This is a genomic window from Mycobacterium sp. (genome assembly GCF_035697385.1).
GTDB lineage: Bacteria > Actinomycetota > Actinomycetes > Mycobacteriales > Mycobacteriaceae > Mycobacterium.
In genome coordinates, this window is record NZ_DASSCY010000034.1 from 1 (window position 1) to 26,733 (window position 26,733).

28 protein-coding genes are annotated in these 26,733 nt (G+C 65.9%); 11 read left to right on the forward strand and 17 right to left on the reverse strand.

Going from position 1 to position 26,733, the window contains the following annotated elements:
- Together VFH65_RS03275 and VFH65_RS03280 are read right to left on the reverse strand one after the other, a co-directional pair.
- Nucleotides 1-1,139: ComEC/Rec2 family competence protein (locus tag VFH65_RS03275; RefSeq protein ID WP_353319700.1), on the reverse strand; the 1,139-nt coding region annotated here is incomplete at its 3' end.
- Nucleotides 1,140-1,144: 5 nt separating this feature from the next.
- Nucleotides 1,145-1,963 (reverse strand): ComEA family DNA-binding protein, encoded by an 819-nt coding sequence (locus VFH65_RS03280; protein ID WP_353319701.1) that lies wholly within the window; start codon nucleotides 1,961-1,963, stop codon nucleotides 1,145-1,147.
- 108 nt (nucleotides 1,964-2,071) lie between these two features.
- Here VFH65_RS03280 and VFH65_RS03285 point away from each other — a divergent pair, with 108 nt between their 5' ends.
- Entirely contained in the window at nucleotides 2,072-2,764 is a 693-nt protein-coding gene (locus VFH65_RS03285; protein ID WP_353319702.1) for a hypothetical protein, read from the forward strand.
- Here VFH65_RS03285 and VFH65_RS03290 read toward each other — a convergent pair.
- From VFH65_RS03290 to VFH65_RS03330, 9 genes are all read right to left on the reverse strand, one after another.
- Nucleotides 2,761-3,627 (reverse strand): phosphogluconate dehydrogenase C-terminal domain-containing protein, encoded by an 867-nt coding sequence (locus tag VFH65_RS03290; protein ID WP_353319703.1) that lies wholly within the window; start codon nucleotides 3,625-3,627, stop codon nucleotides 2,761-2,763. The genes VFH65_RS03285 and VFH65_RS03290 overlap by 4 nt on opposite strands.
- Nucleotides 3,624-4,421 (reverse strand): sugar phosphate isomerase/epimerase family protein, encoded by a 798-nt coding sequence (locus VFH65_RS03295; protein ID WP_353319704.1) that lies wholly within the window; start codon nucleotides 4,419-4,421, stop codon nucleotides 3,624-3,626. The genes VFH65_RS03290 and VFH65_RS03295 overlap by 4 nt, the downstream gene beginning before the upstream one ends.
- Nucleotides 4,406-5,191, reverse strand: coding sequence for a triose-phosphate isomerase family protein (locus VFH65_RS03300; protein ID WP_353319705.1), 786 nt, complete (start codon nucleotides 5,189-5,191; stop codon nucleotides 4,406-4,408). The genes VFH65_RS03295 and VFH65_RS03300 overlap by 16 nt, the downstream gene beginning before the upstream one ends.
- A complete protein-coding gene (locus VFH65_RS03305; protein ID WP_353319706.1) occupies nucleotides 5,192-5,668 on the reverse strand; it encodes a ribose-5-phosphate isomerase in 477 nt (158 codons plus the stop codon).
- Nucleotides 5,669-5,693: 25 nt separating this feature from the next.
- Nucleotides 5,694-7,430 (reverse strand): dihydroxyacetone kinase family protein, encoded by a 1,737-nt coding sequence (locus VFH65_RS03310; protein ID WP_353319707.1) that lies wholly within the window; start codon nucleotides 7,428-7,430, stop codon nucleotides 5,694-5,696.
- Nucleotides 7,427-8,812 (reverse strand): MFS transporter, encoded by a 1,386-nt coding sequence (locus VFH65_RS03315; protein ID WP_353319708.1) that lies wholly within the window; start codon nucleotides 8,810-8,812, stop codon nucleotides 7,427-7,429. The genes VFH65_RS03310 and VFH65_RS03315 overlap by 4 nt, the downstream gene beginning before the upstream one ends.
- A gap of 185 nt (nucleotides 8,813-8,997) precedes the next feature.
- The gene (locus VFH65_RS03320) at nucleotides 8,998-9,945 is read right to left on the reverse strand and encodes a sugar-binding transcriptional regulator (protein WP_353319709.1); all 948 of its coding nucleotides are present in this window, start codon (nucleotides 9,943-9,945) and stop codon (nucleotides 8,998-9,000) included.
- The gene (locus tag VFH65_RS03325; protein ID WP_353319710.1) at nucleotides 9,942-11,639 is read right to left on the reverse strand and encodes a dihydroxyacetone kinase family protein; all 1,698 of its coding nucleotides are present in this window, start codon (nucleotides 11,637-11,639) and stop codon (nucleotides 9,942-9,944) included. Before VFH65_RS03325 ends, VFH65_RS03320 begins: the two co-directional genes overlap by 4 nt.
- Nucleotides 11,640-11,724: 85 nt before the next feature.
- Entirely contained in the window at nucleotides 11,725-12,825 is a 1,101-nt protein-coding gene (locus tag VFH65_RS03330) for a hypothetical protein (RefSeq protein ID WP_353319711.1), read from the reverse strand.
- 117 nt (nucleotides 12,826-12,942) lie between these two features.
- Between VFH65_RS03330 and nthB the strand changes: the two genes are divergently transcribed.
- The 3 genes from nthB to VFH65_RS03345 are packed head-to-tail and all read left to right on the forward strand — an operon-like array spanning nucleotide 12,943 to nucleotide 14,448.
- Entirely contained in the window at nucleotides 12,943-13,578 is a 636-nt protein-coding gene (gene nthB, locus VFH65_RS03335) for a nitrile hydratase subunit beta (protein ID WP_353319712.1), read from the forward strand.
- A complete protein-coding gene (nthA, locus tag VFH65_RS03340; RefSeq protein WP_353319713.1) occupies nucleotides 13,568-14,161 on the forward strand; it encodes a nitrile hydratase subunit alpha in 594 nt (197 codons plus the stop codon). The genes nthB and nthA overlap by 11 nt, the downstream gene beginning before the upstream one ends.
- Nucleotides 14,158-14,448, forward strand: a complete 291-nt coding sequence (locus VFH65_RS03345; RefSeq protein WP_353319714.1) for a nitrile hydratase accessory protein — start codon at nucleotides 14,158-14,160, stop codon at nucleotides 14,446-14,448. The genes nthA and VFH65_RS03345 overlap by 4 nt, the downstream gene beginning before the upstream one ends.
- A gap of 4 nt (nucleotides 14,449-14,452) precedes the next feature.
- Here the strand turns inward: VFH65_RS03345 and VFH65_RS03350 are convergent, their stop codons facing one another.
- From VFH65_RS03350 to VFH65_RS03370, 5 genes are read right to left on the reverse strand one after another with little or no spacing between them, the layout of a single operon-like run.
- Nucleotides 14,453-14,854 carry a hypothetical protein gene (locus VFH65_RS03350; protein WP_353319715.1) on the reverse strand — a complete coding sequence of 134 codons (402 nt, stop codon included), beginning with the start codon at nucleotides 14,852-14,854 and terminating at the stop codon, nucleotides 14,453-14,455.
- Between the two features lie 16 nt (nucleotides 14,855-14,870).
- Complete coding sequence (locus VFH65_RS03355) at nucleotides 14,871-15,353, reverse strand: DinB family protein (RefSeq protein ID WP_353319716.1); 483 nt, start codon at nucleotides 15,351-15,353, stop codon at nucleotides 14,871-14,873.
- A 58-nt stretch (nucleotides 15,354-15,411) separates the two neighbouring features.
- Nucleotides 15,412-16,323 (reverse strand): SPFH domain-containing protein, encoded by a 912-nt coding sequence (locus VFH65_RS03360; RefSeq protein WP_353319717.1) that lies wholly within the window; start codon nucleotides 16,321-16,323, stop codon nucleotides 15,412-15,414.
- 47 nt (nucleotides 16,324-16,370) lie between these two features.
- Nucleotides 16,371-16,796, reverse strand: a complete 426-nt coding sequence (locus VFH65_RS03365; RefSeq protein WP_353319718.1) for a RidA family protein — start codon at nucleotides 16,794-16,796, stop codon at nucleotides 16,371-16,373.
- Nucleotides 16,793-17,824, reverse strand: a complete 1,032-nt coding sequence (locus tag VFH65_RS03370) for an acetamidase/formamidase family protein (protein ID WP_353319719.1) — start codon at nucleotides 17,822-17,824, stop codon at nucleotides 16,793-16,795. The genes VFH65_RS03365 and VFH65_RS03370 overlap by 4 nt, the downstream gene beginning before the upstream one ends.
- A gap of 191 nt (nucleotides 17,825-18,015) precedes the next feature.
- Between VFH65_RS03370 and VFH65_RS03375 the strand changes: the two genes are divergently transcribed.
- The 7 genes from VFH65_RS03375 (at nucleotide 18,016) to VFH65_RS03405 (ending at nucleotide 25,420) form a co-directional block, all read left to right on the forward strand.
- Entirely contained in the window at nucleotides 18,016-18,342 is a 327-nt protein-coding gene (locus VFH65_RS03375; RefSeq protein ID WP_353319720.1) for a hypothetical protein, read from the forward strand.
- Between the two features lie 163 nt (nucleotides 18,343-18,505).
- A complete protein-coding gene (locus tag VFH65_RS03380) occupies nucleotides 18,506-19,369 on the forward strand; it encodes an alpha/beta fold hydrolase (protein ID WP_353319752.1) in 864 nt (287 codons plus the stop codon).
- Between the two features lie 94 nt (nucleotides 19,370-19,463).
- Nucleotides 19,464-20,645 (forward strand): acyl-CoA dehydrogenase family protein, encoded by a 1,182-nt coding sequence (locus VFH65_RS03385; RefSeq protein WP_353319721.1) that lies wholly within the window; start codon nucleotides 19,464-19,466, stop codon nucleotides 20,643-20,645.
- A gap of 18 nt (nucleotides 20,646-20,663) precedes the next feature.
- The gene (bphC, locus tag VFH65_RS03390) at nucleotides 20,664-21,572 is read left to right on the forward strand and encodes a biphenyl-2,3-diol 1,2-dioxygenase (RefSeq protein ID WP_353319722.1); all 909 of its coding nucleotides are present in this window, start codon (nucleotides 20,664-20,666) and stop codon (nucleotides 21,570-21,572) included.
- Nucleotides 21,569-23,038, forward strand: coding sequence for an FAD-dependent oxidoreductase (locus VFH65_RS03395; protein ID WP_414688346.1), 1,470 nt, complete (start codon nucleotides 21,569-21,571; stop codon nucleotides 23,036-23,038). The genes bphC and VFH65_RS03395 overlap by 4 nt, the downstream gene beginning before the upstream one ends.
- Complete coding sequence (locus tag VFH65_RS03400; protein ID WP_353319724.1) at nucleotides 23,035-24,582, forward strand: FAD-binding protein; 1,548 nt, start codon at nucleotides 23,035-23,037, stop codon at nucleotides 24,580-24,582. Before VFH65_RS03395 ends, VFH65_RS03400 begins: the two co-directional genes overlap by 4 nt.
- Nucleotides 24,583-24,613: 31 nt before the next feature.
- Nucleotides 24,614-25,420: an SDR family NAD(P)-dependent oxidoreductase gene (locus VFH65_RS03405; protein WP_353319725.1), complete on the forward strand. Its 807-nt coding sequence runs from the start codon at nucleotides 24,614-24,616 to the stop codon at nucleotides 25,418-25,420.
- A 7-nt stretch (nucleotides 25,421-25,427) separates the two neighbouring features.
- Here VFH65_RS03405 and VFH65_RS03410 read toward each other — a convergent pair whose 3' ends face one another.
- Entirely contained in the window at nucleotides 25,428-26,603 is a 1,176-nt protein-coding gene (locus VFH65_RS03410; RefSeq protein ID WP_353319753.1) for an Nramp family divalent metal transporter, read from the reverse strand.
- Nucleotides 26,604-26,733 lie beyond the last annotated feature (130 nt).

Consider the following 26,733-nt stretch of genomic DNA (forward strand, 5'->3'; position numbering starts at 1 on the left):
GTCACGAGCTGCGCGGCGACCGCGACGCTCACGGCGTCGGCCAGCGGCTTGGGCCAGCCGCGCCCAGTCAGGCGTCGCGACCACATCGGGGCGAGGACGACAAGCGCCGCCGTCGCCGATGCCGACAGTGCGAATCCCACATCGACGGCGAGCTCGGGCGCCGCGATCATCAACACGATCACGCTGGCGGACAGCACGGGGATGGCTTGCCGGCGACGATGGGACACCACCGCCATCAAGGTGATGCCGCCCATCACCGCGGCGCGCAGCACACTCGCGGACGGCTGGACCACGACGACGAACGCCACCAGTGCCAACGCCGCGAACGCGACCGCCACGCGCGGACCAACCAGCGCGGCGCTGAGCAACACCGCTCCGCACACGATGGTGACGTTGGCCCCCGACACCGCCGTCAGATGAGTCAATCCCGACGCACGGAACTCCGCGGTGGTCTGTCCGGTCAATGTCGAGGTGTCGCCCAATACCAGCGCGGGCAGCATGGCCGCCTGATCGACGGGCAGTGCCGCGCGCGCCGCATCGCCGAACCCAGTGCGGACGTGATCGGCGACCCGCAGAATCGGCGCCGCCTCCCCCAGTGTCGGTTCGCCGGTAGCCGACAACACCGCGACGGTCAGGTCGCGCCGAGTCGGTGCGCCGATGCGGGCGCGGAACCTCACCGGTTGGCCCGCAGCCAGGTTGGCGAAGCGGGCCGACGCGAAAACCACCGTGCGGCCGGATATTTCATGGCCCTCGAGCATCTTCAGTGTTGCGCGGAACATCGTCCGGCTACCGCTCAGCGAACGTGGACTCTCCGTGGGCGTGACGACCACGGTGGCGACCGTGCCATAGCGCTCGACAATCGGATGATCGCGCAACTCGTCAACGCGCAGCCCGATCGCGATGGCGAATCCGGCGCCGACCACGGCGACGGCCACGACGCCCGCACGAAGCGCCCGGATGTCGGCCTCGCCGTCGTGGCGGCCACCAAACCACCCTCCAGCGGCGGTGATCGTCGTCGCTGCGATCACCGCCGCAATCGAACCGCCTACCTGCCAGAGGATTCCTGCCGCGGTGACCGCCCAACAGGTCAGCGCGGCGGGAACCAGTCGTAGGTCGAGCCTGGCTGTGGCGCCGTCCACCGACGTCAGACATGGACGAGGTCGCGCAGCTTCTCCAGCCGCGCGGGCCCGATGCCGTCGACCTCGCCGAGTTGATCCACGCTGGTGAACTTTCCGTTGGCAACCCGCCACGCGACGATCGCCGCTGCGGTCACAGGACCGACCCCTGGCAAGGTGTCGAGCTGTTCCACGGTCGCGGTGTTCAGATCCACCAAACCGCCTGGCGCCGAGGCACTTCCAGTCGCCGACGGGCCACCGGCCGATGGAGCGGTGCCGGGCTCGGGACTGATCGAGCTTCCCATCGCGGCTGGCTGGCCCGGCGGCCCAGCGATTCCGACGATGATCTGCTCCCCGTCGGTGAGCCGACGCGCCATGTTCAGCCCCATCAGGTCGGCACCGTCCAACGCGCCGCCCGCCGCGGTCAGAGCATCGGCGATCCGCGCGCCGGGTTTCAGCGTCACCAGCCCCGGCTTGTGGACGAGTCCCACCACGCTGATCACGACCGACTCATCGAGACTGGGCGCAGCGCCCGGTGTCGGATTGGTAGACGAAACCATCTGCACCGGAGGCAGTTTGGCCGATACCACCGGCGGCGGTTTGTCACGCACCAGGGTGAACACCGTCACCAGCACAGCGATCACCCCAACGGCTGCCAACGCGATGACACCGGCACGGCCGGGGTCGGCCCGCACTCCCGCCATCCAGCTGGTGGCCCCTCCCGCCTTGTTGTCCGGTAGCCACCGCGACAACGAGGTGTCCGGGGGCTCGTCCTCGGCGCCCGGCTCGGAATCGGTTCCTCCGCCGAGACGACGATGCAGACGCTCGGCCGGCAGTTCGGTTCGCATGCGCTGAACGTAGGCTCGCGGCCAGACGGGATTGCACTCCTCCCGCGACGCGCCGACGGACCTGTGGATGAAATCGAGTCTGTGGATAGCGGTCTACGATCATTTGCTATGGATCGTCGTACTCCGATGATCGCTGGCATCGCATTTGCGGTTCTGTTCACCGCTGCGCTGCTGATGGTTCCGACGCTGCCCGGAATCGACAAACCGGGCTACGACATCGTCTCGTACTTCAGAGAGCATTCCGATGCGATGCGCACGCAGGCGCTGATGATGACGTTCGGGTGTTTGGCATTGGTGGTGGTGCTCGGTTATGCCCGTGACCGGCTGAGCGGCCCAGCGGCATACGTGTTCACCATCGGCTCGGCTGTCGTGCTGGTCGAAACGAGCATCGCGATGTGGTTCACCGCCGGCCTCGCGCTTCATCCAGACCAGCTCGGGTCGGCGACTGCCCGCACCCTTGCGGACATCGTCGCCATGTGGGGCCCGATCTTGACCGCAGCCGACATCATGGTGGCGGTGCCAATTCTGTTGGCAGCCAATGCCGCCCAGTTCCCGCGATGGCTCGGCATTATCGCCGCTGTCTTCGCGGTCCAGCAGCTGATCGAGACGATCACCATCATCGGTCCGCCAGGCAGCTTCATTTCACCCGGCGGCCCGATGAACTTCTACGTGGGCGGGCCGCTGTTCGTCGTGTTCTTCCTCGCCCTTGGCATCGCGCTGTCGTTGGAGGAAGAACCGGTCGAAGCACCGACGACGGCCGAAGACGAACCGGACGCCGCGCCAAGCGGTGATGAAAACTAGACCGCCGCGCGGTTTATCTGATCGATGCGCAACATCCGCGTGATGACTTTGTCGAGCTCGGAATCGTCGAAGATCTTTTTCCAATCGTCGCGAACAATGCTCTCCCGACCGTAGTCCATCGCGATCAGGCAGGCATCCGAGAACGGATTCGAGCCCCGAAGCGTGTTCGCCAGCGCAACTTGCACATGCCCGAAAAGCATTGCCTTGGCGGCCGCTTCGGGCACACCCACGGTATGCACCGTCTCGTGCAGGGCCTCCTTGAGCAGCCCGCCGACCATGCAGGCGACGGTTTCCACCAGCGTCGGTTCGAGTACGGCGAGTTGTTTGACCGTCACCCAGTGGACGTCGAGAACCGGGCCGTAACCCACCCGCACGACGCCTTCGACGACGTCACGGGCGGCCTCGTCACCGTTCTCGAACGCGGCGACAACCTCCTGCGGTGCGGCGATGCCGCCGAACGTATCGGCATGCTGCTCTTTGGTGGTGCGCTCGAGGAACACCGACGGATGGCATGGGTGCGCGACCGCATAGGCGATGTCGTCGCGCCGATGGAGCAAGTTGGCGTATGCGGCGGCAGGATCCAGCGTCAGCACAATGGCACCGGACTTCATCAGCGGCACGACGCCGGCGGATACCTTGCCCAACACCACATCCGGCACCGCCAGGATCACGACGTCTGCGCGGGATGCGGCCTCGTCGGTGTCGGTGAGCTCGCGCCCCAGACCCAGCACCAGTTCCCGGCCCTGCGGCGAGTTCTCGCAGTAGAGCACCCGGTACTCGCTCTTGGCGAGATTGTTCGAAATCCGCTGGCCCATTTTGCCTCCCGCGCCTATGACGGTGACGGTGGCTGACTGGTCGGTCATGTCCTACTCCTCAGATAGTTGATACTGTGTTCTGTCCATTGGGCTTCGAGTGAACAGGTGGTATCGGCGTCGTCCTGCCACGGAAGCCAGTGCTCCACGATTTGGTTGATGCCTCGCGATTCCGGATCCACGACGGTGATCATCTCGTCGTAGTCCAGCAGCCCTTCCCCCAGCGGGCAGCCTGCCAGCGTGAACCCGACCCAGCCGGGCTGCCTGGTGAAGGCGAAGTCCTTGATATGCATGTTCTTCACGTGCGGCGCGGTCCGTTCGACGACATCGTGCGGCAGCTCCAGGCCTGCCACACAGTTACCCGGGTCGAGGCAGATCCCCAGCGCATCGGATCCAACACCCTCGACGACCTCTAGCAGGTCGGCAGTCCGCACTTGTTCGTAGGTCTCCAAAGCCAGTTCCACGCCCTGGTTTTCGAATGCCCGCATCGCGGTCTTGAGTAACGCAACAGCGTCGTCAGGGGCGGGTTTGTGCGTGGCGGTGTGCAGCATGGACCGGATCAGTGTCGCGCCAAGGGGCTCCGCGATCTCGAGGTAGCGGTGCAGGTGAGCGGGATCGATGCCCCGCGTGCCCAATTCGATCTCGATGCCGAGGTCTACCGCCACGTCGTGTATGTCGAGCAGTTCTGAGGGAGTGAGCGTCTCGACAGCCGGGTAGTCGCAGATCTGCAGCACGGTGCAGCCCAGTTCGTTGGTCTGTTTGACCATGTCGTGCAGCGAGAGCGGCGCGACGACCTTGGCCGAGGTACGCCAGAAGAACGCGTAGGTGCTCAGGCCGATCGCCATTGTGGCCTCCCATCGACGGCGAGGCCGACGGCCTCGTCGAGAATCGTTGCGACAGCGGCAGGATCGTGGGCGAAGCGACCGAGAAACAGCCCGTCCACGCCGAATTTCAGTTGGGTCAAGAGTCCTGGCTGGGCACTGCCACCGTAGACGATTTGGCTGCCGGTGAACGGTGTCCGTGACAACTGGGCACGAAGTGCCTCGCACACCGCTGTGATGTGGTGCGGTGAAGCGGGTTCGGCGGCACCGATCGCCCACTGCGGCTCATAGGCCACCACGACGGGTCCCGCGATGTCCTGAGCGGTGGCTAGCGCCGAGGTCAGTTGCGCACCACATTCGGCGGCAGCACCGTCAACCGAAGATCGATTCGCCTCGCCGACGCACACCAGCGGCGTCAGCCCGTTGCGAAACGCGGCAGCAGTCTTGGCCGCGATCACGGCGTCGTCTTCGCCGAAGATTCGCCGCCGCTCGGCATGCCCGATTTCGGCGTAGTCACAGCCAAGTTCGCGCAGTTGCGTGCCGCTCACCTCGCCGGTGAAGGCGCCGCCGTCCTCCCAGAACAGATCTTGGCCGCCGATCTGCACGGGCGTGGCCGAGAAGATGCTGCGCGCCTCAAGAAGATACGGGTGCGACGGCAGCACCACCAGCCTCACATGTCCGTCGGTGACGGCCGGATGCGTGCTCGCGATGTCGGCGACCGCGCGGCACCAATCGGCCGTGCGGAATCGCCCGAAGTACATCTTCAGGCTGACACCGATGAACAGAGAAGGCATCTAACAGGAACCGCTCATCTCGTAGGAGGCCAGCACCTGCAGTTTGTCGGCCGACGCCGAGGTTTCGTCGAATCGGTACGTCAGCCACTCGCGGGTGAGTCGTCGCGCGAGTTCCAGACCGATCACGCGCTGGCCGAGCGTGAGGACCTGCGCATTGTTGCTCAGCACCGACCTTTCAACGGAGAAGCTGTCGTGGGCGGTGACCGCGCGGATGCCAGGCACCTTGTTGGCCGAGATCGCCACCCCCAGCCCGGTGCCGCAGACCAAAAGGGCCCGGTCGGCCTGCCCGGAGGCGACGAGTTCGGCTGCGGCAACCGCGACACGCGGGTAGGGCTGGTGATCGTCCGCGCCGACACCGACATCCACCACCGACTCCACGAGCGGGCTGGCCGAGAGGTCGCGTTTGAGCGCCTCCTTGTATTCGAAGCCGGCGTCGTCGGATCCCACCACGATGCGCAATCTTTCGGTCAAGATCATTCCTCTTCTTTCATGACGATATGCCTCAGCAGATGCCCACGAGCGCGTTGCGTACGGCGCCGAACGCCAGCGCCATCGAGACAGCGCCAGGATCCGGTGTGCCCCTGCTCTTTTCGGCGAGCGGCCGCGCGCGGCCTATTCTCGGCAGCAGCGCGCTGGTTGCGAGCGCAGCGTCCTCGGCGACGAGCGCGGCGTTGTCCATGGCGGCACCGAGACTTTGGCCACTAGCCACCGCTCGGCTCAGCGCTTCGCTTGCCGGTGCCAACACGTCGACCAGCGTCTTGTCGCCGAGTTTGGCCTTGCCGACCTGCTGAATGCCGCGCAGCGCGGCGGCGATCCCCTCACTGACAGCTCTTGCGTCGGGCTTGTCCTCATCACCCATCGCAGATCCTATGGCGCGCAAGCCAATTCCCCACAACGCCCCGGATGTGCCGCCCGCGCGATCTGACCATGCGTCACCGGCGAGGGTGAGCACGGTGCCGGCCCCTGCTCCGTTGTCGAACGCGGCGGTTGCGGCGTCGACGGCGGCCTTCGCGCCGCGCTGCATCCCGATGCCGTGGTCACCGTCGCCGGCCACCGCATCGATGTCGCCCAGCCGCTCGGCGTTCTCGTCGATGACGTCGCGGACGGCGACCAGCGCCGCGAGCACGGTCCTGGCCACTTCATGTGACGCATCGCTGCCGGGAATGACTTCATCCGCGAACGGCGCCGACAGTGCATCCACCTGCCCATCGACAGTGGGCGCGGCCAAGGCGACGCCGCCCTTGCGGAATGCCGCCGTGTGCACGGGCAGCGTCCAGTAGCGCTCGAGTTCGTCGTCAAGCCAGAACAGCGTCAGCGACAACCCGGCTAGGTCGTAGCTGGTGACGAACTCACCGACCTCGGGGTGCACGATCTCCACTCCCTCACCGGCCAGCAGTTGCGCGACCCGCCGGTAGACGACGAAGAGTTCTTCGTGCTTGACGGTGCCTAAGCCGTTGAGTACCAATCCGACTCGCGCGCCGCGCACGGACGCCAAATCAGCGGGCAGGTCGTCCAGCAGCCGGGAAACGAGCATCACCGCCAACGCATCCGCGGTCGGTACGGCCACCTCACCGATGCCGGGCTCGCCATGAATTCCGAGGCCGACGGCCATCCGGCCCGGTGTCACGGTGAACAGGGGGTCGGTCGCACCCGGCAGGGTGCATCCGGAGAACGCGACGCCGAAGGAGCGGGTCCGATCGTTGGCGCGCGATGCGACGCTCTGCACCTCGTCCAGTGACCTCCCCGCCTCCGCCGCGGCCGAGGCGGCCTTGAACACCGCCAGATCCCCCGCGATGCCGCGGCGCTTGCCGATCTCGTCGGTACCGGCGCTGGCGATGTCGTCGGTGACGGCCAATGTCCTTGTGGGGACACCATTTTGGGTCAACAGCGCAGCGGCCTCGGCGCAGTGCAGAACATCTCCTGCGTAGTTCCCGTAACACAGCAACACCCCGGCGCCTGCCGACACCGCGCTGGCCACCGAGCAGATCTGTCGCGCCGACGGGGAGGCGAAGATGTTGCCGACGGCGGCACCGTGCGCCAAGCCGGGGCCTACCAGACCGGCGAAAGCCGGATAGTGGCCGGCACCGCCCGCCACCACGACCGCGACTTCGCCAGGCTTGGGCGCCGCGGCCCGGACTACGCCTCCTGCCACGCGGCGGACCAGCTCACGATGGGCGGCGACGAAACCGTCGAGAACCTCATCGGCAAAAGCGGCCGGGTCGTTGAACAAGTGGGTCATCGGGCCGGCTCACTGGTGGTCGCACCCACGATCGCCATATCCTCGGCCTGCGCGGCGGCGGATGTTGCGTCCTGCGACGTTTGGTCGCGCCGACTCAGCGCCACCATCAGTGCACCCGACAGCAGCATGAGCCCACCGACGACGAACATCGGCACCACGTACGAACCGCTGAAGTCCTTCAGCCATCCCGTCACATAGCCGGCCGCGAATCCGGCGATGTTGCCGAATGTGTTGACCAGTGCGATGCCGACGGCCGCGGCCGCCCCGGTGAGGAACTTCGCCGGGACCGTCCAGAAGTTCGGCAGCGCCGCGAAGATGGCGCACGCCGTCACGGTGATCACGGCGATCGTCGCCGCAGGCGAACCCATGAACAGCGCCAGCGGCACACTCAGCCCGCCGACCACTGCTGGTCCGGCGATGTGCCAGGTCCTTACGCCACGACGGGTGGCGTCGCGTGACCACAGCAGCAGTACGACCGCGGCGGGAAGGTACGGAATCGCTGTGATGAGGCCCTTTTCGAACACGTTGAACGTAGTGCCGAACTGCTCCTGGAAGCCCGCGATGATCGTCGGCAGGAAGAACGCCAACGCATACAGCCCATAGATGAAGCCGAAGTAGATGAACGCCAGCGTCCACACCCGGCCGCTGCGGACGGCCGCGAGCATTGCGCCTTTGCCGCCATGGCCGGTCTTGGCCTGCTCCTCGGCGACCAGCTCACCCGTCAGCCACTTCTTCTCTTGCGGGGTAAGCCATTTCGCGTCGGCCGGCTTGTCGGTGAGGTAGAACCACGCGACGATGCCGATGACAATCGCAGGCAGTGAAACGCACAGGAACATGAACCGCCAGCCCTCGAGACCGAAGACGCCGTCGGCCGAGATCAGCGCACCGGCCAGCGGTGCGCCGATGACCGTCGTCAGCGGCTGCGCCACGTAGAACAGTGCCAGCACCTTGCTGCGGTAACGGGCGGGCACCCACAGCGACAGGAACAGGATCGCGCCGGGAAAGAACCCGGCTTCGGCGATACCCAGGATCACCCGCAGCGCATAAAGCCCTTCGACGTTCTGCACGAACGTGAACAGCAGCGAGACGATGCCCCACGACACCATGATTCGGGCCAGCCACTTGCGCGCCCCGAACTTGTGTAACGCGATATTGCTGGGAATCTCCAGCAGGATGTAGCCGATGAAGAACACGCCGGAGGCCAGGCCGAACTGGGCCGCGGTCAGGCCGAGGTCCTCGTTCATCCCGTTGGGGCCCGCGAAGGAGATGGCGGTGCGGTCGAGGTAGTTGATGAAGAACATCAGCGCGACGAACGGAACCAGCCGCACGGCGATCTTGCGGATGGCCGACCGTTCCACGGCCGACGGGGCCGGTGTGCCCATTGGTGACTCCTACAGTCCTGGTGGGTATGAGGTACTGCGCGCGGAGTGATGCTAGACACACCGTTTCCAGACCGAACAGCCCGCGTGAACGAAGTTGCAGACACGTTCAGCAATGAGCTGCATCGACACAGTTACAGCGCCGCTAATTCGTTGGCCACCGGCGGCTGGAGTGAGAATCCGTTCAGTCAGCTGACGAGCATTTCGGCCGCGGCGTCGTCGACGACGAGGTCGGTGATCGCGCCGGCCAGCAGGGCCGCACGGATGATCGGGGCCTTCGCAGCGCCTGCGGCCACGCAGATCCGGCGCCTGATGCGCCTGAGCGACTCGATGGGCAGACCACTCGAGCGGGCGTTGATGTCGACGGATTCGCTCGAGCCGTCCGCGCGCAGGAATACGGTGCCCAACTCCCCCACGACACCGCGCCTGGCGAGGTCGCGCAGGTCGTCGCGCTGCAGGTAGCCGGCGCGGTACAGGTGCCCGGGTATCCGGCTCTCCAGCGCGCTCACCGAGAACACCGCGAGGTTCGCCTGCTCCTGCAAACGAAGCACCCGCTGGACACTGCGCTCGCCCCACAGTGTCTCGCGAGCCGACGCCCGATCGAAGAACGCAGGCACCGGGAACTGGTGGACACGCGCGCCGAGCGCAGCACCGAACCTGCCGAGCGTGCCCGCCGCATACTCCGCACCGGATGAGAACGTGTTACCCGCCCCGCTCATCTGGACGACCTGCAGTCCCGGCACGACTCCCGGCGTCAGGCTGCGGGCCAAGGTGGCGATGGTGACGCCCCACGCGACCGCGATCGACAGGTCGGGCGCCAGGCTCGCCCGTAGAACCGTGCCGGCCTGTGCCGCCGCGTGCCGCAGCCGGTCCGTATCGTTGGCATTCTCCGGCGGGGCCACCACGGTTACGTCGACGTTGTAACGCTCGGCGATCAGGGTCTCGAGCGTGGCAGCGGCGCGACGATGTCGATGCACGGTGATCTCGACCAGTCCCAAAGCTCTTGCCTCGCCGATCATTCGGGACACCGTGGCCCGTGAGCAATTCATCGCGTCGGCGATCGCGTCCATTGTCTGATGCTCGAGGTAATACATCTCGGCGGCCCGCATCACTACGGCACTGCGCGAACGGGTCACGCGAAATGTTCCGAGACTGCAGCCATCGCGATGGCGAAGGACACCGCCCCGGGATCGGCATGTCCGAGACTGCGGGCCGCCAGCGGCCGGGCCCTGCCCAGCCTCGGCGTCAACGACGACGTGGCGTCGGCCGAACGTGCGGAGGCTGCTGCCGCGTTGACCCACGCCGCGCCCACAGGCAGACCCGCGAGGATGTCGACCTCGAAACTCTCGACGAAGGGCAGGAACGCGTCGACGAGCGTCTTGTCGCCCAGTCTCGCGTTGCCGTAGGCGGTCACCGCGTCCAGTGCCGCGCGTAACGCGGTGGTGGCGATGCCCGAGGGCACCTCGTCGTCGGACATCACTCGCGCGGCGGCCCGCAGGCCGGCACCCCACAGCGCTCCCGACGTGCCGCCTGCGCGGTCGCTCCACGCATCGGCGGCCAGCAGCAGCGTGGTCGCAGCGCCGGCGTCGTCGGCCACCGCCCGCCGCGCTGCCGCGACGGCCGCCCTTGCGCCGCGTGTCATCACCCGGCCGTGGTCGCCGTTGCCGGCGAACGCGTCGAGTTGACCGAGTTCACCTTCGTGCTCGGCAAGCGACTCGGCTACCGATTCCAGCGCTACCACAATGCTTTTCGCGACGAGACGGGAGGCCGCTGACGCGGCGGGGATGCTCCTTGCGGCGGGCAACCGAACCGCCCGCGACGTCGCGGTGACCGGTTCCATCGTGATCTTGCGGTACGCCGGAGCATTGGCGGGCGCACTCCACAAGACGCGGGTCTCGTCGTCGAGCCATCCGATGGTCAACGAGACGCCGGCCATGTCGAGGCTGGTGACCAGCTCACCCACTTCGGGGTCGATCATCTCCACATCGGCGGCCTCCAGTCGTGGCGCCACCTCGTGCCACAGCACGAACAGTTCCTCGTAGCGGGTGGCGCCCATCCCGTTCACCAGGACCGCGGCCTGCGTCGCGTCGTCGGGGCGTTCGGCCAGAATGCGGGCGACGAGCAGCTCTGCCAGATCGGCGGCGCGCAGCACCGGTTCCTCCGAAATGCCGGGTTCGCCGTGCAGGCCCATCCCGACCGCCATCTGACCGGGCGCCAATGTGAACAGCGGCGCGTCGGATCCCGGCGGTGTACACCCGGAGAACGCCACGCTCAGCGACGAGGTGCGCCTGTTCACTCGCCCCGCGACAGCGGCGACGGTGTCGAGGTCATAGCCCGCCTCTGCCGCGGCAGCCGCCACCTTGACGACGATCAAGTCGCCTGCCGTGCCCCGCCGCAGCGTCCGGTCCTCGGGCGGAGCGGAGGCCAGGTCGTCGGTGACCACAACGGAGCGGGCAGGCACTCCGGTGGCGATGAGTTCGTCGCGCGCGGCGTCGAAGTTGAGCACGTCGCCTGCGTAATTGCCGTAACTCAGAAAGATGCCGCCGCCTGCGTCCGCGGCCAGCGCCACCGACACGATCTGCTGCGCGGACGGTGACGCGAAGACATCGCCGACGACCGCGCCGTCGGCCAGTCCCGGACCCACCCATCCGGCGAAGGCGGGATAGTGCCCCGTGCCACCGCCGACGACGACGGCAACCTTGCCAGGGGTCGGCGGGCTGGCGCGCACCACGCCACCGGGGACCTGCTGGACGTATTTCGGGAAGGCGCGGGCGAATCCCGACAATGTCTCACCAGAGAAGTCGGCCGGATCGTTGAAGATCTTCGTCATTTGGGCGCGATTCTATGGCCAAAGCCTGCCGAACAAGGCCGATGATGTTGTCCGGCAATTGGCCCTCTGGGTGACGCCGATAGTGCTACTCGGACCTCTGCGAGTCAGAACCGTCGTCGTCATGATCAGACTTGCCCGGGCTGTCGCTCGGTGAGTCGTGCTTCGGCTTCTCCTCGGTTTGTTCGTCCGCCTCACGCGGAACCTCGCGCGAGACATCGCGCAGACCCTCGCGCGAAAATTCGCTTTCGCTGTCTGAATCCTTTTTGTCGCTTCGCTTTTCGGTGGGCTTGTCCGAGTCGGGTTTCACTGGTTCGTCATTGACAGCAACGGCGGTACTCGTGACCTCTGGCGGGGTCGCCGACGGGAACGGATCGTTGAGAGAATTGCGGATGTTCGTCACCGCGGTGTCGACGGCAGTAGCGACGATTCCAGCGGACTGGTTGATGACCTTGCCCGCCTGTGCGGCACCGGCCGACAGCGCCGCCCCCGGGTCTCCAGATTGCGCCAGTTCCTGCGCGACTGCGTCGGCGGTCTGGATGACGCCGAGCAGAAGCAGTTCGCCCGCCTGGAATGCGATAGCCGTCACGACGTTGACCGCCTCGACGGTTACGACCTGCAATATGTTCCTGGCGCCCGTCGGGGTCGTTGGCGGCCCCACTGGTTGATCGAGGGCACCGAGAATGTTGGTGCGCGCGTTCTGGATCGCCTGCAGTAACTCACCTGGCGTGAATACCGCTGCACCGACGTTGAACGCCTCGACGATGGCGACATCAAGCGCGTGGAACGCCTTCGGCACCACCAAGAACACGTCGTTATTGAAGAGCGGAGTTGCCGCAGCGTTTGCCGGCCCGGTCACCGACGCCGCGGCAGTCCCGATCGCCTTGAAAAGCGAACCCGAAGACGCGAGCGAACCGAGAAACGTGGCTGGAGCCTGCGCGGCGGCGATCGGCACCGTGATCGCGCCCTGCACGGCGAACGGGCAGATCAGGCTGCAGTACTCGAATTGGTTGCGGATAAACGCCGCCGGGATGGCACCCAGCGCAGGCGCTGCGGTCAACCTGACGTCACGGACCGCGGTCGGCGGCGCAGTCGACTCCGGCGGTGGCGCCAGTGGTGTGATGGCGAGTGCCGCCACTCCCGCAACGGCAATACCGGCGATGACAGACGAACGAATATGCGCACGCATATCGACCCCAATGCGGTGGTTTTCGCAACGTATCCATCCATGACACGATGCGCGGCGCCGAAAGGTTCGATTGCTGAACAAGGTTTGCCGATAATGCGATCGCCGTAAGATCACGGCGTGGACGGTGTGCACGACCTCGGCGGCATTGACGGCTTCGGGCCGGTCGAACACCAGCACACCGAACCCTATTTCGCCGAGGACTGGGAGCGCCGGTCCTTCCGGCTGATGGTCGGCTCAGTTGGTCCTCTCGGCGGCAACGGCGGCATGTTCCGTCATTCGATCGAACGGATGGATCCGGCGCATTACCTGTCGTCGTCGTATTACGAGCACTGGCTCACCGGCGTCACGACCCTGGCCGTCGAGGCAGGCGCGGCATCGGTCGACGAACTCGAGCGCCGCGCAGGCGGCCGGTTTCCGCTGTCTCGGCCCGACCGCGGTGTACTGCCCGATGACCTCACGCCGCGCACCGAGCCGCGCTACTCCGTCGGCGACAACGTCCAGGTTCGTGAGTGGCATCCACCGGGGCACACCCGCGCGCCACGCTATGTGCAGGGCAAGCGCGGGACCATCGTGCGCGTCGACGCTGCGGCCAACGTCGCCGACATCGAGGCGCACGGCGGCGGATTCGTGACGGACCCCATTTATTCGGTGCGCTTCACATCGCGCGAGCTGTGGGGAGATGGCGGCGCCGACGGCGAAGTCATGCACGTCGATCTGTACGAGCGCTACCTGCAGGAGCCTGATGTCCACTGATCACCACCACCCCTCGCAGCTGGCGCCGATCGAGGCACGGGTCGCCGCAATCGAATCCGTGCTCGTCGAGAAGGGGATCCTCGACACCGGTGCGGTCGACGAGATCGTCCGGCATTTCGAGGACAATCTCGGTCCGATGAACGGCGCGAAGGTCGTCGCCCGCGCGTGGACCGACCCGGCGTACAAGGAGCGCCTCCTGGCCGAGGGCACCGCCGCCGTCAAAGAACTGGGCTTCGAAGGGCCAGAAGGCAGCCACATCGTCGTCGTGGAGAACACCCCTGCCGTGCACAACCTCGTGGTGTGCACGTTGTGCTCCTGCTACCCGTGGCCGATTCTCGGCCTGCCGCCCAAGTGGTACAAAGCGCCGGCCTACCGCGCACGCGCCGTGCGCGAACCCCGCAAGCTGCTCGCCGAACTGGGCACCGATCTTGGCGACGAAATCGAGATACGGGTGTGGGACTCGAGCGCCGAGGCGCGCTACCTCGTGCTACCGATGCGCCCGCAGGCATCCGCGGAACTCTCGGAAGAGCAGCTCGCCGAACTGGTGACCCGAGACGCGATGATCGGGGTGCAGCGGCTGTGAAACCTGAACCGCTCGAAGATGATTCGCTGCCCCGCAACAACGGCGAGCTCGTGTTCGACGAGCCATGGCAGGCGCGGGCCCTGGCGATCGCCGTCGCACTGATGCAAGGCCTCGATCTGCCGTGGGACACGTTTCGCCGACGGCTGATGGACGAAATAGCCGACGACCCGATGCGCCCGTACTACGAAAGCTGGGGCAGGGCACTGGAGTCGATGGTCGTCGAACTCGAACTCACCACACCCGCGGCACTCGACGCCGCAATGCCAACCGAACGCGCCCCGCTCTAGCGCGTCACTGCCCCTGGACGGCCAGCACCGCGATCCGAAGACCGGCAACGTCGTCGGTGAGCAGGTAAGTTATTGCCGGGCAACCGATCTCGGACTCGTCGGCGTTGCGCCGCGACATCGTGCCTCGATAGAGCGCCGACGTCGAATTGAGAACTATCACTTGGGAATGCAGTACCACGGTGTGGTGATAACCCATCGCCCGCAGGCCATCGATCTGGCTTTGCATCACCGCTGCGGCTTCGTCGTCGGTCATGAGCGCGGTGACACCGTCGTCGGTGGTGAGGATCAGCGGGACCCCGTAATAACCGAGCAGCGAGGAGATTTCCCGGTCGCCGCGGGCGCAGGCAGCGAAGACGTCGAGGTATTGGTCGAACCAGCGGTTCACCGCGTCGGCGTCGACGGACATCCATCGATCATCCCATTCAGCGGCCGACGGCACCGTCGATCTGTTCGCGCAGGATGTCGGCGTGTCCCGCGTGCCGCCCGGTTTCCTCGATCATGTGCACCAGGACCCAGCGCATCGACGGTGCCGATTGCCGTCGCGGGGCCTTCGGGGCGGGCTGCGTGAGGTCGGTGCAGGCCTCGATGACCTGGTTGGCTCGCCAGACGGCCTCGCGGTAGTCGGCGAGGACACCGCCGATCGTTTCGTCGGGGGTCGGATGCAAAGTGGCTTTCCAGTCATCGACGTCCTCGCCAAGGAAGTAGAACCGCTCGACGCAAGTGAGGTGCTTGACCAGTCCCAGCAGGCTGGTGCCCGAGGGCACACCGGGAGTCCGAATCTGTGGCTCCGGCACACCTTGGGTCTTGGCGGCGATCGCGCCGCGCAGGTACTCGAGGAAGCCCAGCAAGGTGGCCTTCTCCTCATCGCCGGTGTGCGGGGGCCGGGTGTCTGTGTTGTTGGGCATCGTGTCGTTTCGTTTCGGAGCCGCCATCGCCTGTATTGGACGTGGCGGCTCACCCACGCTACGTGTTCTGGCCCGAAGGCCGCCGTATCAGCGGTTCCTCCAATGCGATGCTACGGGCGTCGTCGGGCACGGTCGGCGCCGTCAGTTCCGGCGTCTTCTCGTCGGAATCCGGTGACGTCACCGCCTCGTCGGTGCGCTCGGACGCGTCAGGTGTCGACCGTTCGAGGAACCGCAACAACTCGACCGGGAAAGGCAGCACGAGTGTCGAGTTCTTCTCGGCCGCGACCTCGACGACGGTTTGCAGGAGACGCAGTTGCAGCGCCGCAGGTTGCTCGGACATCACCCCTGCGGCCTGGGCAAGCTTTTCGGAGGCCTGCAACTCGCCGTCGGCGGTGATCACACGGGCGCGGCGTTCACGCTCGGCCTCGGCCTGGCGGGCGATCGACCGCTTCATCGAGTCCGGCAGCACCACGTCCTTGATCTCGACGCGATCGATGTGGATACCCCAGCCCAGCGCGGGGCAGTCGATCAACAACTCGAGACCCTGATTCAGCCGCTCGCGGTTGGACAGCAGGTCGTCCAGATTGCTCTTGCCGATGATGGAGCGCAGCGACGTCTGCGCAACCTGCCCGATAGCGGACATGTAGTCCTGCACGTCGACGGCCGCGCGCACCGGATCCTCGACGTTGAAGTAGATGACCGCGTCGACGCGCACGGTCACGTTGTCGCGGGTGATGCCGTCCTGCGCGGGCACCGGCAACGTGATGATCTGCATGTTCACCTTCTGGAGGCGATCAGCGAGCGGAATCAGCATCGTCAGCCCCGGTTGCCGCACCCCCGGTTGAACCCGACCGAAGCGGTAGACGACACCGCGTTCGAACTGCTTGATGACGCGGATATTCTGTGCCGCCAGCCAGATGACACCGAAGAAGGCGGTTGCGGCGAGGGTGAATGTGTAGAGGGCGCTCATGGTGTTCTCCTCAACGGATCAACCCGCGGCGCTGGAGCCCCGCGGGCTCATGATCCGATTGTGGTCCCCCAGCCGCCGCTGCGCCAGCAGACCCAGTCGATCTCGACGCGGGCACCGACCGCGAGGCCGGTGACGCCGACGCAGGTGCGCGACGGCAGCCGGTCGGGGAACCAGGCCGCGTAGGCGGTATTGAATGCGCCGTAGTCCTCCCAGTCGACCAGGTAGGCGCGGACCGCCACGACGTCGGCCAGTCCCCCACCGCATAATTCGGTCACCCGCGCCAAGTTGCGCAGCACCTGGTCGGTCTGCGTGGCGACGTCGGCGCCCACCACGGCGCCCGTGACGTCGGTGGGCATCTGGCCGGTGACATACAGCGTCTGGCCCGCGGAGGTGGCATGGGCGAAGGGCGCAACGGCCGGTGGGACGCCGTCGTCAGGGGTGAACGTGAACGCACGAATTCCGTTGTCGCTCAAGCGGGAACTCCGTGCCAGCGTGGGAAGCAGCGCTTGTCGATGCGGCCGTGCACGCCCTGGCGCTGATCGACGACCTGAGTGACGGAGAAGTCCACGGCGACCGACATGAACGAATAGGCGTCGGCGCGGGAGAGACCGAAGTAGCTCTGCAGAATCTGATGAGTGCGTAGCGCCGCGGCTTTCATCGCATCGTCGAGGGTGTCGCCGAAGCCGTGGATCAGCAGCTCGGTCGCGGTCTCCAGGACCGGCACGCTGAACGGGAGGTCACGGCGAACCGTCAGGCGCAGCAAGCCGTTTAGCGACGATTCCAGCGCGGTGCCACTGATTTCACCGTCGCCCTGGGAGACGTGGGGATCACCGATCGACAGCAGCGCACCGGCGACCTGGATCGGGTAGTACATCCGTCCGCCGGCCCCGATGCGCCAGTTGTCGACATTGCCGCCGTGGTCACCGGGCGGCACCGAGGACACCCGCTCGGCGTTGGCGGGCGCGACGCCCATGGTGCCGAAGTGCGGACGCAGTGGGACGACGACGCCCTCCAGCGCGGGTTCGCGCGCATCGGTATCGGGCGCGACGATCGTGCCAGGCGCATCAGCGAGCGGCGTGGCCGTCCAGTCGTAGCCGAACAGCGCCCGGCCGAGCTGTGCCTGTACGTCGAGTTCGTAGATCGTCACTCGCTCGACCGGAATCTCGCGGTAAAGGTGACCCCAGTGCGCGGCGAGGTTGGAGCCGTACGGCAGCCGCGGCGTGGCTTCGAGAATGTCGACCTGCAGCACGTCGCCGGGACGAGCCCCTTCGACGGCGATGGGGCCGGTGAGCAGATGGGGCCCCGGCCCGCGGTCCTGCACGGCGTCGAAGACCTCGGCGATTCCCGGGTCCATCAACAGGTCCGGCGCATCGCCTGCGTGGTGCGTCAGGGTTTCGATCGCCACCAAATCGCCCGACACGACGGTGAGTACCGGGTGCAGGCGCGGATCGAAGTAGCCCCAGTGCACCGTCGACGGCGTCGCAGGAAGCTGGTGGACCATCGACCGATCATGCCAGCCTGCAGAGGTGACGTCGCCTCGACAGACGCGTTACTGCCACTTGTCAATCAAATACTGCCAACGGAATTAAACCCCTGACCCGTTGGTTTACAAGATCAGGCGCAGCGTCCGAACCGAAGATTTCGAGCGACGGCTCGAAGCAAAAGACGAAACAAGAAGAAGAAGGCACCCCCATGAACAAGTTCGGAATCGCTTCCGGAGCCGCCGCGGCGGCGACATTGAGCTCTGTGCTTGCCGGCGGGCTGGCCGCCGCGGTTATCGGTCTGGCCTCTCCGGCCGCCGCCGCACCGTCCGGTCCTGGCAACGCCCAGGACACCATCAGCCAGCTCGAACAGCAGGGCTACAACGTGATCGTCAACCGTATCGGCGATGCCCCGCTTGATCAGGCCACCGTGGTTGCGGTCCGGCCCGGTCAGACGCACGAGACCACGGACTCGCGCGGCGGCGGCTCGATCAAGACGACCGTGACGTCGGAAACCGTGTACGTCGACGTCAAGTAACACCTCCCCAACACAAGGGGCACCCTCACAAGGGGTGCCCCTTTGTGTTGCAAGGCCAACTACACCAGCGAGACTCGCCCGCTGATCGGGACAGCGGTGCCGAATCCGTGTGCCACGATGCCACTCTGAAAACTTGACCCACTTGGCAGCGACGGGATCGGTGATGGCAGAAGAATTGACCTACGACGGCACGCTCCGTGAATTGTCTACCGACGCCGGTGTCCTGCGCTATCACGAGGCCGGCGACGGAGCTCCCCTGCTGCTTCTCCACGGCTCCGGTCCGGGTGTCACCGGCTGGCGAAACTTCAACGGCATACTGCGCACGTTCGCCGAGCATTTCCGTTGCCTGATTGTGGAATTCCCCGGCTTCGGCATCAGCGACGACTTCGGAGGCCACCCGGTGCTGACCGCGCAGGGTGCCGTGGGCACCTTTGTCGAAGCATTGAGACTCGACGCCGTTGACGTCATTGGCAATTCGATGGGTGGCGGTGTCGGCATCAATTTCGCGATCCGTCACCCGGCCAAGGTTCGACGCCTCGTCACGATCGGCGGAATCGGCACCAACGTCTTCACGCCCGGTCCGAGCGAAGGCATCAGACTCCTGCAGGAGTTCACCGAGAATCCGACTCGCCAACGGCTCGTCGACTGGCTGCACTCGATGGTTTATGACCCGGCGCTGGTGACCGAGGACCTCATCGAGGAGCGTTGGGCGTTGGCGACGGATCCGCCGACGCTGGAGAGCGCCCGGCGGATGTACGGCAAGGCGGCCTTCGCCGCGATGATGTCGGCGATGCGAGCTTCGGACGCCCCGATGCCGTGGGCAATGATGCACAAAGTGCAGGCGCCGACGTTGCTGACCTGGGGCCGTGATGACCGGGTGAGCCCGCTGGACATGGCGTTGATCCCGATGCGCACGATTCCCAATGCCGAGCTGCACGTGTTCCCCAACTGCGGGCACTGGGCGATGATCGAGGCCAAGGACGCGTTCGAAGACACCGTGCTGAACTTTTTGCTTCGACGCGGCTAACGCCAGCGATTCCGTTCCACTGATCGGGACCGCACGCCATGATGACATCGGGCGTGCCCATCATCTCCTTACGCCGACAGAACAGGGACACATCATGGCCGAACGTGTGCTCGACAGGGTGATGGCGATCGCCGACCGCTTACGCGAGCAGGCGGCCGAGGCAGAGCGGCTCGGCCGACTACCCGACGAGACCGTGAAGGACCTCAAGTCCGTCGGCGCGATCCGGCTGCTACAGCCCAAGCAGTACAACGGGTTCGAGGTACATCCGCGCGAATTCGCGGAAACTGTAATGGCAGTCGCTTCGCTCGATCCCGCGTCAGGCTGGATCTGCGGTGTCGTCGGCGTGCACCCCTACCAACTGGCATATGCCGATCCTCGGGTGGCCGAGGAGATCTGGGGCGCCGACACCGATACCTGGGTGGCCTCGCCCTATGCGCCCCAGGGTGTGGCCAAGCCGGTTGACGGCGGCTACATCTTCAACGGCCGATGGCAGTTCAGCTCTGGGACCGACGCGTGCGACTGGATTTTCCTGGGGGCCATGGTCGGTGACGCCGACGGCAGGCCCCTGATGCCTCCGCAGATGCTCCACATGATCCTGCCGCGCAAGGATTACCAGATCGTCGAGGACTCCTGGAATGTGGTGGGCCTGAGGGGAACCGGCTCGAAGGATGTCATCGTCAAGGATGTGTTCGTGCCGGATTATCGCGTAATGAATGCCACCGAGGTGATGGACGGCACCGCCCAGCACAATGCCGGCATGACGGAGACGCTGTACCTGATGCCGTGGTCGACGATGTTCCCGCTGGGCATCACGTCAGCGGTCATCGGGATCGCCGAAGGCGCGTTGGCCGCCCACCTCGACTATCAACGCGACCGGGTCGGCGCCGCAGGGACCGCGATCAAGGACGACCCGTACGTCATGTACGCCGTCGGTGAAGCCGCTGCGGATATCAACGCGGCCCGGCAGGAACTGCTCGCCAACGTCGACCGGATCTACGACATCGTCGACGCCGGCAACGAAGTGTCGTTCGCGGACCGCGCTGCCGGGCGCCGCACGCAGGTGCGGTCTGCATGGCGTGCGGTGATGGCTGTCGACCAGATCTTCTCGCGCTCGGGCGGCAACGCACTACGGATGGATAAACCATTGCAGCGCTACTGGCGTGACGCGCACGCCGGACTGGCTCACGCGATCCACGTGCCCGGCACCACCTTTCATTCCTCCGCGCTGAGCTCGCTCGGCATCGAGCCCGAAGGTCAGCTGCGGGCGATGATCTGATCGGAACAAGGAATCACCATGAGCGACATCAAGAGCCTCGGCTACATCAAGGTACAGACCAACGACATCGACCGATGGCGCAGCTTCGCGTTCGATGTGCTCGGATTCGCCAACGGAGCCGGTCCGGACGCGTCAGCCCTATACCTTCGCATGGACGAACGCGCCGCCCGGATCGTCGTGGTCCCAGGGGAATCCGACGAGGTCGTCGCCGTCGGGTGGGAGGTGCGCGACCGGCCGGCGTTGCTCCGCCTCCAGGAGACGCTGCAGTCCGCTGGTGTCGGCGTCAAACCGCTGCCACAGGAAGAGGCCGATGCACGCCGGGTCGAAGAGGCGATCACGTTCTGCGACCCGACCGGCACCACCGTCGAAGTGTTTCACGGCGCTCTTCTGGACCACAGTCCTGTCGTGACACCCTTCGGCGCCCGGTTCGTCACGGGCGCACAGGGACTGGGTCACGTGGTCTTGCCCGCAACAGATCCCAACGCCGCCTTCGACTTCTACACCGACGTACTGGGTTTCCTATCCCGCGGCGCGTGGCGAGTGCCGGCTCCACCGGAGTTCGGTCCGGTACGGATCCGATTCCTCGGCGTCAACGAACGGCACCACAGCATGGCAATCGTTCCCTCGATGCGCGGCGGCGCGCCCGGCCTCATCCATGTCATGGTCGAGGTCGACAGCCTCGACGCGGTCGGAATGGCGTTGGACCGAGTGAATGCCGAGGGCTTCCAGCTGTCCTCGACGCTGGGCAGGCACACCAACGACAAGATGGTGTCGTTCTACGTGCGGGCACCGGGCGGGTGGGACATCGAGTTCGGCACCGACGGCATGCGCGTCGACGAAACTTACTACACTGCAGAGGAAATCACCGCCGACAGCTACTGGGGCCACCAGTGGAGGGGCGAGCTTCCGGTGGCGATGCGGCCGTGACCAGCGACGTCCACCCCCGGTCTGCCGACACGGTCCAACACTGGGACCACGAAGCCGATGTCGTCATCGCCGGATACGGCATAGCGGGTGCCGCCGCGGCAGTTGAAGCAGCTCGCGCCGGCGCGGACGTTCTGGTGCTCGAGCGCACGGGCGGCTGGGGCGGGGCGGCCGCGATGGCCGGCGGATTCATCTACCTTGGTGGCGGCACCGGCCTCCAACGAGCCTGCGGTTTCGACGATTCCGTCGACAACATGGCGAGCTTTCTGAACGTGGCGATGGGGCCCGGCGCGGACGAGAAGCGGATCATTGACTACTGCGCGAACAGCGTCGAGCACTTCGATTGGCTGGTGCGTTGCGGGGTTCCGTTCAAGCCGGTGTTCTGGGGCGAACCAGGTTGGGAGCCGCCTGCTGACGAAGGCCTGATGTACACCGGCGGGGAGAACGCCTATCCGTTCAACACCATCGCCACGCCGGCGCCGCGCGGCCATGTTCCGCAGATGGCGAACAAGCGAGCCGGCGAGGCAAGTGCCGGTTACATGCTGATGAAACCGTTGGTCGACACGGCGACATCCCTTGGCGTGCAGGCAGTCTACGACGTTCACGCACAGTCTCTGGTCGTACAGTCCGACGGCCGGGTCGCCGGGTTGACCGCCCGCCAGTACGGCCAGTCGATCACTGTCCGCGCGCGGCGGGGGGTTGTGCTCGCCTGCGGCAGCTTCGCGTACAACGACGCGATGGTCACTCAGTACGCGCCCCGTCTGGCGGGCCGGCCGGCAGCCTCGATCGAGCAGCACGACGGCCCGGCCATCCGGATGGCCCAGGCGCTCGGCGCGGACCTTGCCCATATGGACGCCACCGAGGTGGCGTTCCTGATCGACCCTCAACAAACCGTCCGGGGCATTCTCGTCAACGGGCGGGGCCAGCGTTACGTACCCGAGGACACGTACTCAGGTCGAATCGGCCAACTCACGCTCTATCAGCAAGACGACACCGCGTTCCTGATCATCGACAGCGATGCCCAGGACGATGCCATGGCCGCAACGTCCGCAACACCATTCCTCAAGCGCCAGGCCACCTGGGTCTGCGAAACCGTCGCCGAACTCGAACACCAGATCGGTCTGCCAGACGGATCACTGCAATCCACAGTCACCGCCTATAACGTCGCCGCCGAGCGTGGCGAGGATCCGTTGCTGCACAAGAAATCCGAATGGGTGAAGCCAATCGGCAGGCCGGTCGGCGCGATCGACTTGCGGGGCAGCTGCGCGGGATTCACCCTCGGGGGGCTGCTGACGACCCTTGACTCCGAGGTGCTGCATGTCAGCGGCATGCCGATCCCCGGACTGTTCGCGGCCGGGCGCGCCACCTCCGGACTGGCCGCGTGGGGGTACGCCAGCGGCATCTCTCTCGGGGACGGCAGTTTCTACGGCCGCCGCGCAGGACGGTCAGCGGCTAAGGGCCGGCCTTGACGAGCTGGGACGACGAAACCGACGTCATCGTCGCCGGAACGGGCGGTGGGCTGGCAGGCGCGTACACCGCGGCCCGCGAAGGGCTGTCGGTCATGGTGGCCGAGGCCAGCGACCAGTTCGGCGGCACCACCGCCTACTCCGGCGGCGGGGGCATGTGGTTTCCCTGCAATCCGGTGCTGCAGCGCGCGGGTTGCGACGACACCCTCGACGCCGCGTTCGCGTACTTTCATGCCGCGGTCGGCGACCGCACCCCGGTCGAGCTGCAACTCGCCTACGTCTACGGCGGCACCGAACTGATCGCATACCTCGAAGAGGACGATCATTTCGAGTTCGACATGCTGCCCTGGCCCGACTACTACGGCCAGCTGCCGCACGCCCGCCTCGACGGTATGCGCCACACCGTGATGAAACCCCTTGCCGCCGAACGCCTCGGCGAAGTAGCACAACACATCCGCGGACCGCTGGACCGAGAACGCCTCGGCGCCGAGGCACCGAACTACCTCATCGGCGGGCGGGCGCTCGTCGGCCGCTTCCTGGCGGCGCTCACCACGTATCCGTCCGTGTCCCTTCATCTCAATACCCCGCTGGTCGAGTTGGTCACCGAGAACGACGGCGTGGTCGGTGCCGTCGTCGAGCAGGACGGCCGTCGCCGCACAATCCGCGCCCGCGCCGGCGTGCTCCTCGCGGCAGGCGGCTTCGAGAACAATCCCGCGCTGCGCCAACGCTTCGGCGTGCCCGGCGATGCGCGGGACACCATGGGCGCGCCCGCGAATCTCGGTCTCGCGCTCCAGGCAGCCTTGGCCGCGGGCGCCGCGACCGACCTGATGGACCAGGCCTGGTGGTCACCGGGACTCACCCACCCTGACGGCCGCTCGGCATTCGCGCTGTGGTTCACCGGAGGGATCTTCGTCAACCAGGACGGTAAACGATTCGTCAACGAATCCGGTCCCTACGATCGGATCGGCAAGGTTATCATCAACCAAATCGACTGCAGTGCAATGACATTACCGTTCTGGATGATCTATGACGACCGAGAGGGTCTCGTTCCGCCAGTGAAGGCCACGAACGTTTCGATGGTCGAGCCCGAACGCTACGTCGAGGCCGGCCTGTGGCATACCGCGGGCACCCTGCCCGAGCTGGCAGCCAAGATCGGTGTGGATGCCGAGAATCTGGTGTCGACGGTGAAGCGGTACAACGAATTCGTCGCGGCGGGCACCGACGAGGACTTCGGCCGGGGCGACGAAGCCTATGACCGCGCGTTCTCCGGCGGTCGGTCACCGATGGTGCCGATCGAGACCGCTCCGTATCACGCCGCTTCGTTCGGACTTTCGGATCTGGGCACCAAAGGCGGGCTGGTCACCGATAGCCACGCCCGCGTGCTCGACGCCGGCGGCAATCCGATCGGTGGGCTCTACGCCGCGGGCAACACCATGGCTGCGGTCAGCGGAACCGTCTATCCCGGCGGCGGTAACCCGATCGGAGCGTCGATGCTGTTCAGCCATCTCGCCGCCCTCGACATGACCGCCAAAACCACAGATAGCTGACAAGCACGAACTCACCCAGGAGGATCTGCCCATGACATCTCTGCAGCGCTACAGCGACCGTCGAGTTCTGATCACCGGCGGTGGTTCCGGAATCGGGCAGGCAACCGTGCTGCGCATCCTGGCCGAAGGTGGCCTAGTGGTCGCAGCCGACGTCAGCGAATCCGGGTTGAAGGACACCGTGGCCAGGGCCGAACCGCACCGAGATCGCCTCAGCACGGTGGCCATCGACGTCGCCAGCGAGCAGTCGGTCAAGGACGGGGTGGCTCAAGGCGTCGAGGCAATGGGCGGCCTGGACGCGCTTGTCAACGCAGCCGGGATCTTGCGGTCAGCACATTTCATGGACACCACACTCGCCGACTTCGAGCAGGTGCTGCGCATCAACCTCATCGGCACCTTCCTGATGACCCGGGAGTGCATCCCGGCGCTGCGCAACGGCAACGATCCCGCCGTGGTCAACTTCAGTTCCACATCGGCGACGTTCGCGCACCCATACATGTCCGCCTACGCCGCGTCCAAGGCAGGAATCCAGGCGATGACTCACGCGCTCGCGCTGGAGTTCGCCAAGGAAAGGATCCGGTTCAACTCGGTTCAGCCCGGCTCGATCTCCTCCGGAATGACCGACGGCACAGGCGAATCCAAACAAAGCATCGGGCCAGGACTGCCAACGGATGCGGACTTCTCGCTGTTCGGCAAGATCACCCCGGTGCTGCCCCTCGACGACGGCGGGATGTTCGCCAAGCCGGACGCGGTCGCGGCGGTCGTCGCGATGCTGGGCTCGTCGGACGCCTATTTCGTCACCGGAACAGAGGTGCGTGTCGACGGCGGAACTCACATGTAGCCGGGTATCAAGCCAGCAATTCGTAGACCAGCAGCGCCGACAGGCCCAGGACCGAGCAGAATCCGAGGACGCCGAACACGTTTTGCCACCAGGTATTTCGCAGGTTCCCCATCAGCGGTCCCTTGTTGCTCATGACGAGCATCAGCAGCGCCAGCATCGGTGCGACGATGATCGTCAGCGCCTGTGCGACGACGATGAGCTGAACCGGTGACTTCTGGAACGCCAACGTCACCACCAAGCCGAATACCAGGATTACAGCGCTCGTGGTCTTCGCGACGCGTGTGCTCGGCGACGGTCCCTTGCCTCGGGCATCGGAGAGCATGGTGCCGCCTGCGGTGGCGTTGGCGATCATCGACGAGAACGCCGCACCCGCCAAGCCGACGGCGAAAAGGAACGAACCCACCGGCCCGGCAAGGGGTTCGAAGACCTTGGCGAGCTGTCCCATCGAGGACGCTTCGGTGTTGGTTCGTCCCAGTACAGCGGCCGCGACGACGATCACCAACGCGGTCATCACGCCAGGTGCGACGATGCCGGGAATGGTATCGGCGATCGTCGTCTGACGGTATTCGTCGCGGTTTCGACGCCGCTCATGGATGCCATAGGAAGTGAAGAACGCGGCGTTGATCGAGAAGTTCGTGCCGACCAATGCGACGACCAGTAGTTGGCTGTCGGCAGGCACGGTCGGCACGAGGCCCCCGAAAGCCGTGAACCAATCGGGTTTGGCAATCACCGCACTGGCAACGAACGCGATGCCCATCACCGCGACGATGACGAGGAGCACCTTCTCGATGACGCCATAGACGTTGCGGAACAACAGAATCAGTCCAACCACAACGGTGCAGACGACGGTCCAGACCACCGGCGAGCCGCCGAACGCCATCGACAGTCCCAGACCGGAGCCCACGGCGTTACCGACCGAGAACATGAGGGTTATGAAGAAGACCCCCAGACCCGCGGCGAGACCCACCCGCCGACCGAGTAGGTCCTTGATCGAAGAGATGAGTGAGACCGGCGTGCAAATGCCCAGCCGCACACTCATGTCGGCGTAAAACAGCATGAACACAGTTGAGACGGCGATGACCCAGATGAGCCGGTAGCCGTACTCGCTGCCGGACTGGACCGCCGTGGTGAGGTTGCCTGGCCCAAACTGCCAAGCGCCGACGACGAACGCCGGCCCGGCCATGGCCAGGGTCTTGACCCATGACGTGCTTCGGGCCGGTGTCGACGCATCGCCCCGGCGCGGAGTCAGTGGTGTTGTGCGACTCATCAATGAGTTCCTTCCGGGGTGATTGTTCCTCGTTGGCCGCTGGTGG

What these genes read in the sequence shown, in the direction of transcription:
- VFH65_RS03325 (WP_353319710.1), bottom strand. Translation starts at nt 11,639, where the DNA reads ATGACGAAGATCTTCAACGATCCGGCCGACTTCTCTGGTGAGACATTG.
- bphC (WP_353319722.1), top strand. Translation starts at nt 20,664, where the DNA reads ATGAGCGACATCAAGAGCCTCGGCTACATCAAGGTACAGACCAACGAC.
- VFH65_RS03355 (WP_353319716.1), bottom strand. Translation starts at nt 15,353, where the DNA reads ATGCCCAACAACACAGACACCCGGCCCCCGCACACCGGCGATGAGGAG.
- VFH65_RS03290 (WP_353319703.1), bottom strand. Translation starts at nt 3,627, where the DNA reads ATGACCGACCAGTCAGCCACCGTCACCGTCATAGGCGCGGGAGGCAAA.
- VFH65_RS03300 (WP_353319705.1), bottom strand. Translation starts at nt 5,191, where the DNA reads ATGCCTTCTCTGTTCATCGGTGTCAGCCTGAAGATGTACTTCGGGCGA.
- VFH65_RS03280 (WP_353319701.1), bottom strand. Translation starts at nt 1,963, where the DNA reads ATGCGAACCGAACTGCCGGCCGAGCGTCTGCATCGTCGTCTCGGCGGA.
- VFH65_RS03305 (WP_353319706.1), bottom strand. Translation starts at nt 5,668, where the DNA reads ATGATCTTGACCGAAAGATTGCGCATCGTGGTGGGATCCGACGACGCC.
- nthA (WP_353319713.1), top strand. Translation starts at nt 13,568, where the DNA reads ATGTCCACTGATCACCACCACCCCTCGCAGCTGGCGCCGATCGAGGCA.
- VFH65_RS03385 (WP_353319721.1), top strand. Translation starts at nt 19,464, where the DNA reads ATGGCCGAACGTGTGCTCGACAGGGTGATGGCGATCGCCGACCGCTTA.
- VFH65_RS03310 (WP_353319707.1), bottom strand. Translation starts at nt 7,430, where the DNA reads ATGACCCACTTGTTCAACGACCCGGCCGCTTTTGCCGATGAGGTTCTC.
- VFH65_RS03375 (WP_353319720.1), top strand. Translation starts at nt 18,016, where the DNA reads ATGAACAAGTTCGGAATCGCTTCCGGAGCCGCCGCGGCGGCGACATTG.
- VFH65_RS03410 (WP_353319753.1), bottom strand. Translation starts at nt 26,603, where the DNA reads ATGGCCGGGCCGGCGTTCGTCGTCGGCGCTTGGCAGTTTGGGCCAGGC.
- VFH65_RS03380 (WP_353319752.1), top strand. Translation starts at nt 18,506, where the DNA reads ATGGCAGAAGAATTGACCTACGACGGCACGCTCCGTGAATTGTCTACC.
- VFH65_RS03370 (WP_353319719.1), bottom strand. Translation starts at nt 17,824, where the DNA reads ATGGTCCACCAGCTTCCTGCGACGCCGTCGACGGTGCACTGGGGCTAC.
- VFH65_RS03295 (WP_353319704.1), bottom strand. Translation starts at nt 4,421, where the DNA reads ATGGCGATCGGCCTGAGCACCTACGCGTTCTTCTGGCGTACCTCGGCC.
- VFH65_RS03405 (WP_353319725.1), top strand. Translation starts at nt 24,614, where the DNA reads ATGACATCTCTGCAGCGCTACAGCGACCGTCGAGTTCTGATCACCGGC.
- VFH65_RS03285 (WP_353319702.1), top strand. Translation starts at nt 2,072, where the DNA reads ATGGATCGTCGTACTCCGATGATCGCTGGCATCGCATTTGCGGTTCTG.
- VFH65_RS03315 (WP_353319708.1), bottom strand. Translation starts at nt 8,812, where the DNA reads ATGGGCACACCGGCCCCGTCGGCCGTGGAACGGTCGGCCATCCGCAAG.
- VFH65_RS03360 (WP_353319717.1), bottom strand. Translation starts at nt 16,323, where the DNA reads ATGAGCGCCCTCTACACATTCACCCTCGCCGCAACCGCCTTCTTCGGT.
- VFH65_RS03330 (WP_353319711.1), bottom strand. Translation starts at nt 12,825, where the DNA reads ATGCGTGCGCATATTCGTTCGTCTGTCATCGCCGGTATTGCCGTTGCG.
- VFH65_RS03350 (WP_353319715.1), bottom strand. Translation starts at nt 14,854, where the DNA reads ATGTCCGTCGACGCCGACGCGGTGAACCGCTGGTTCGACCAATACCTC.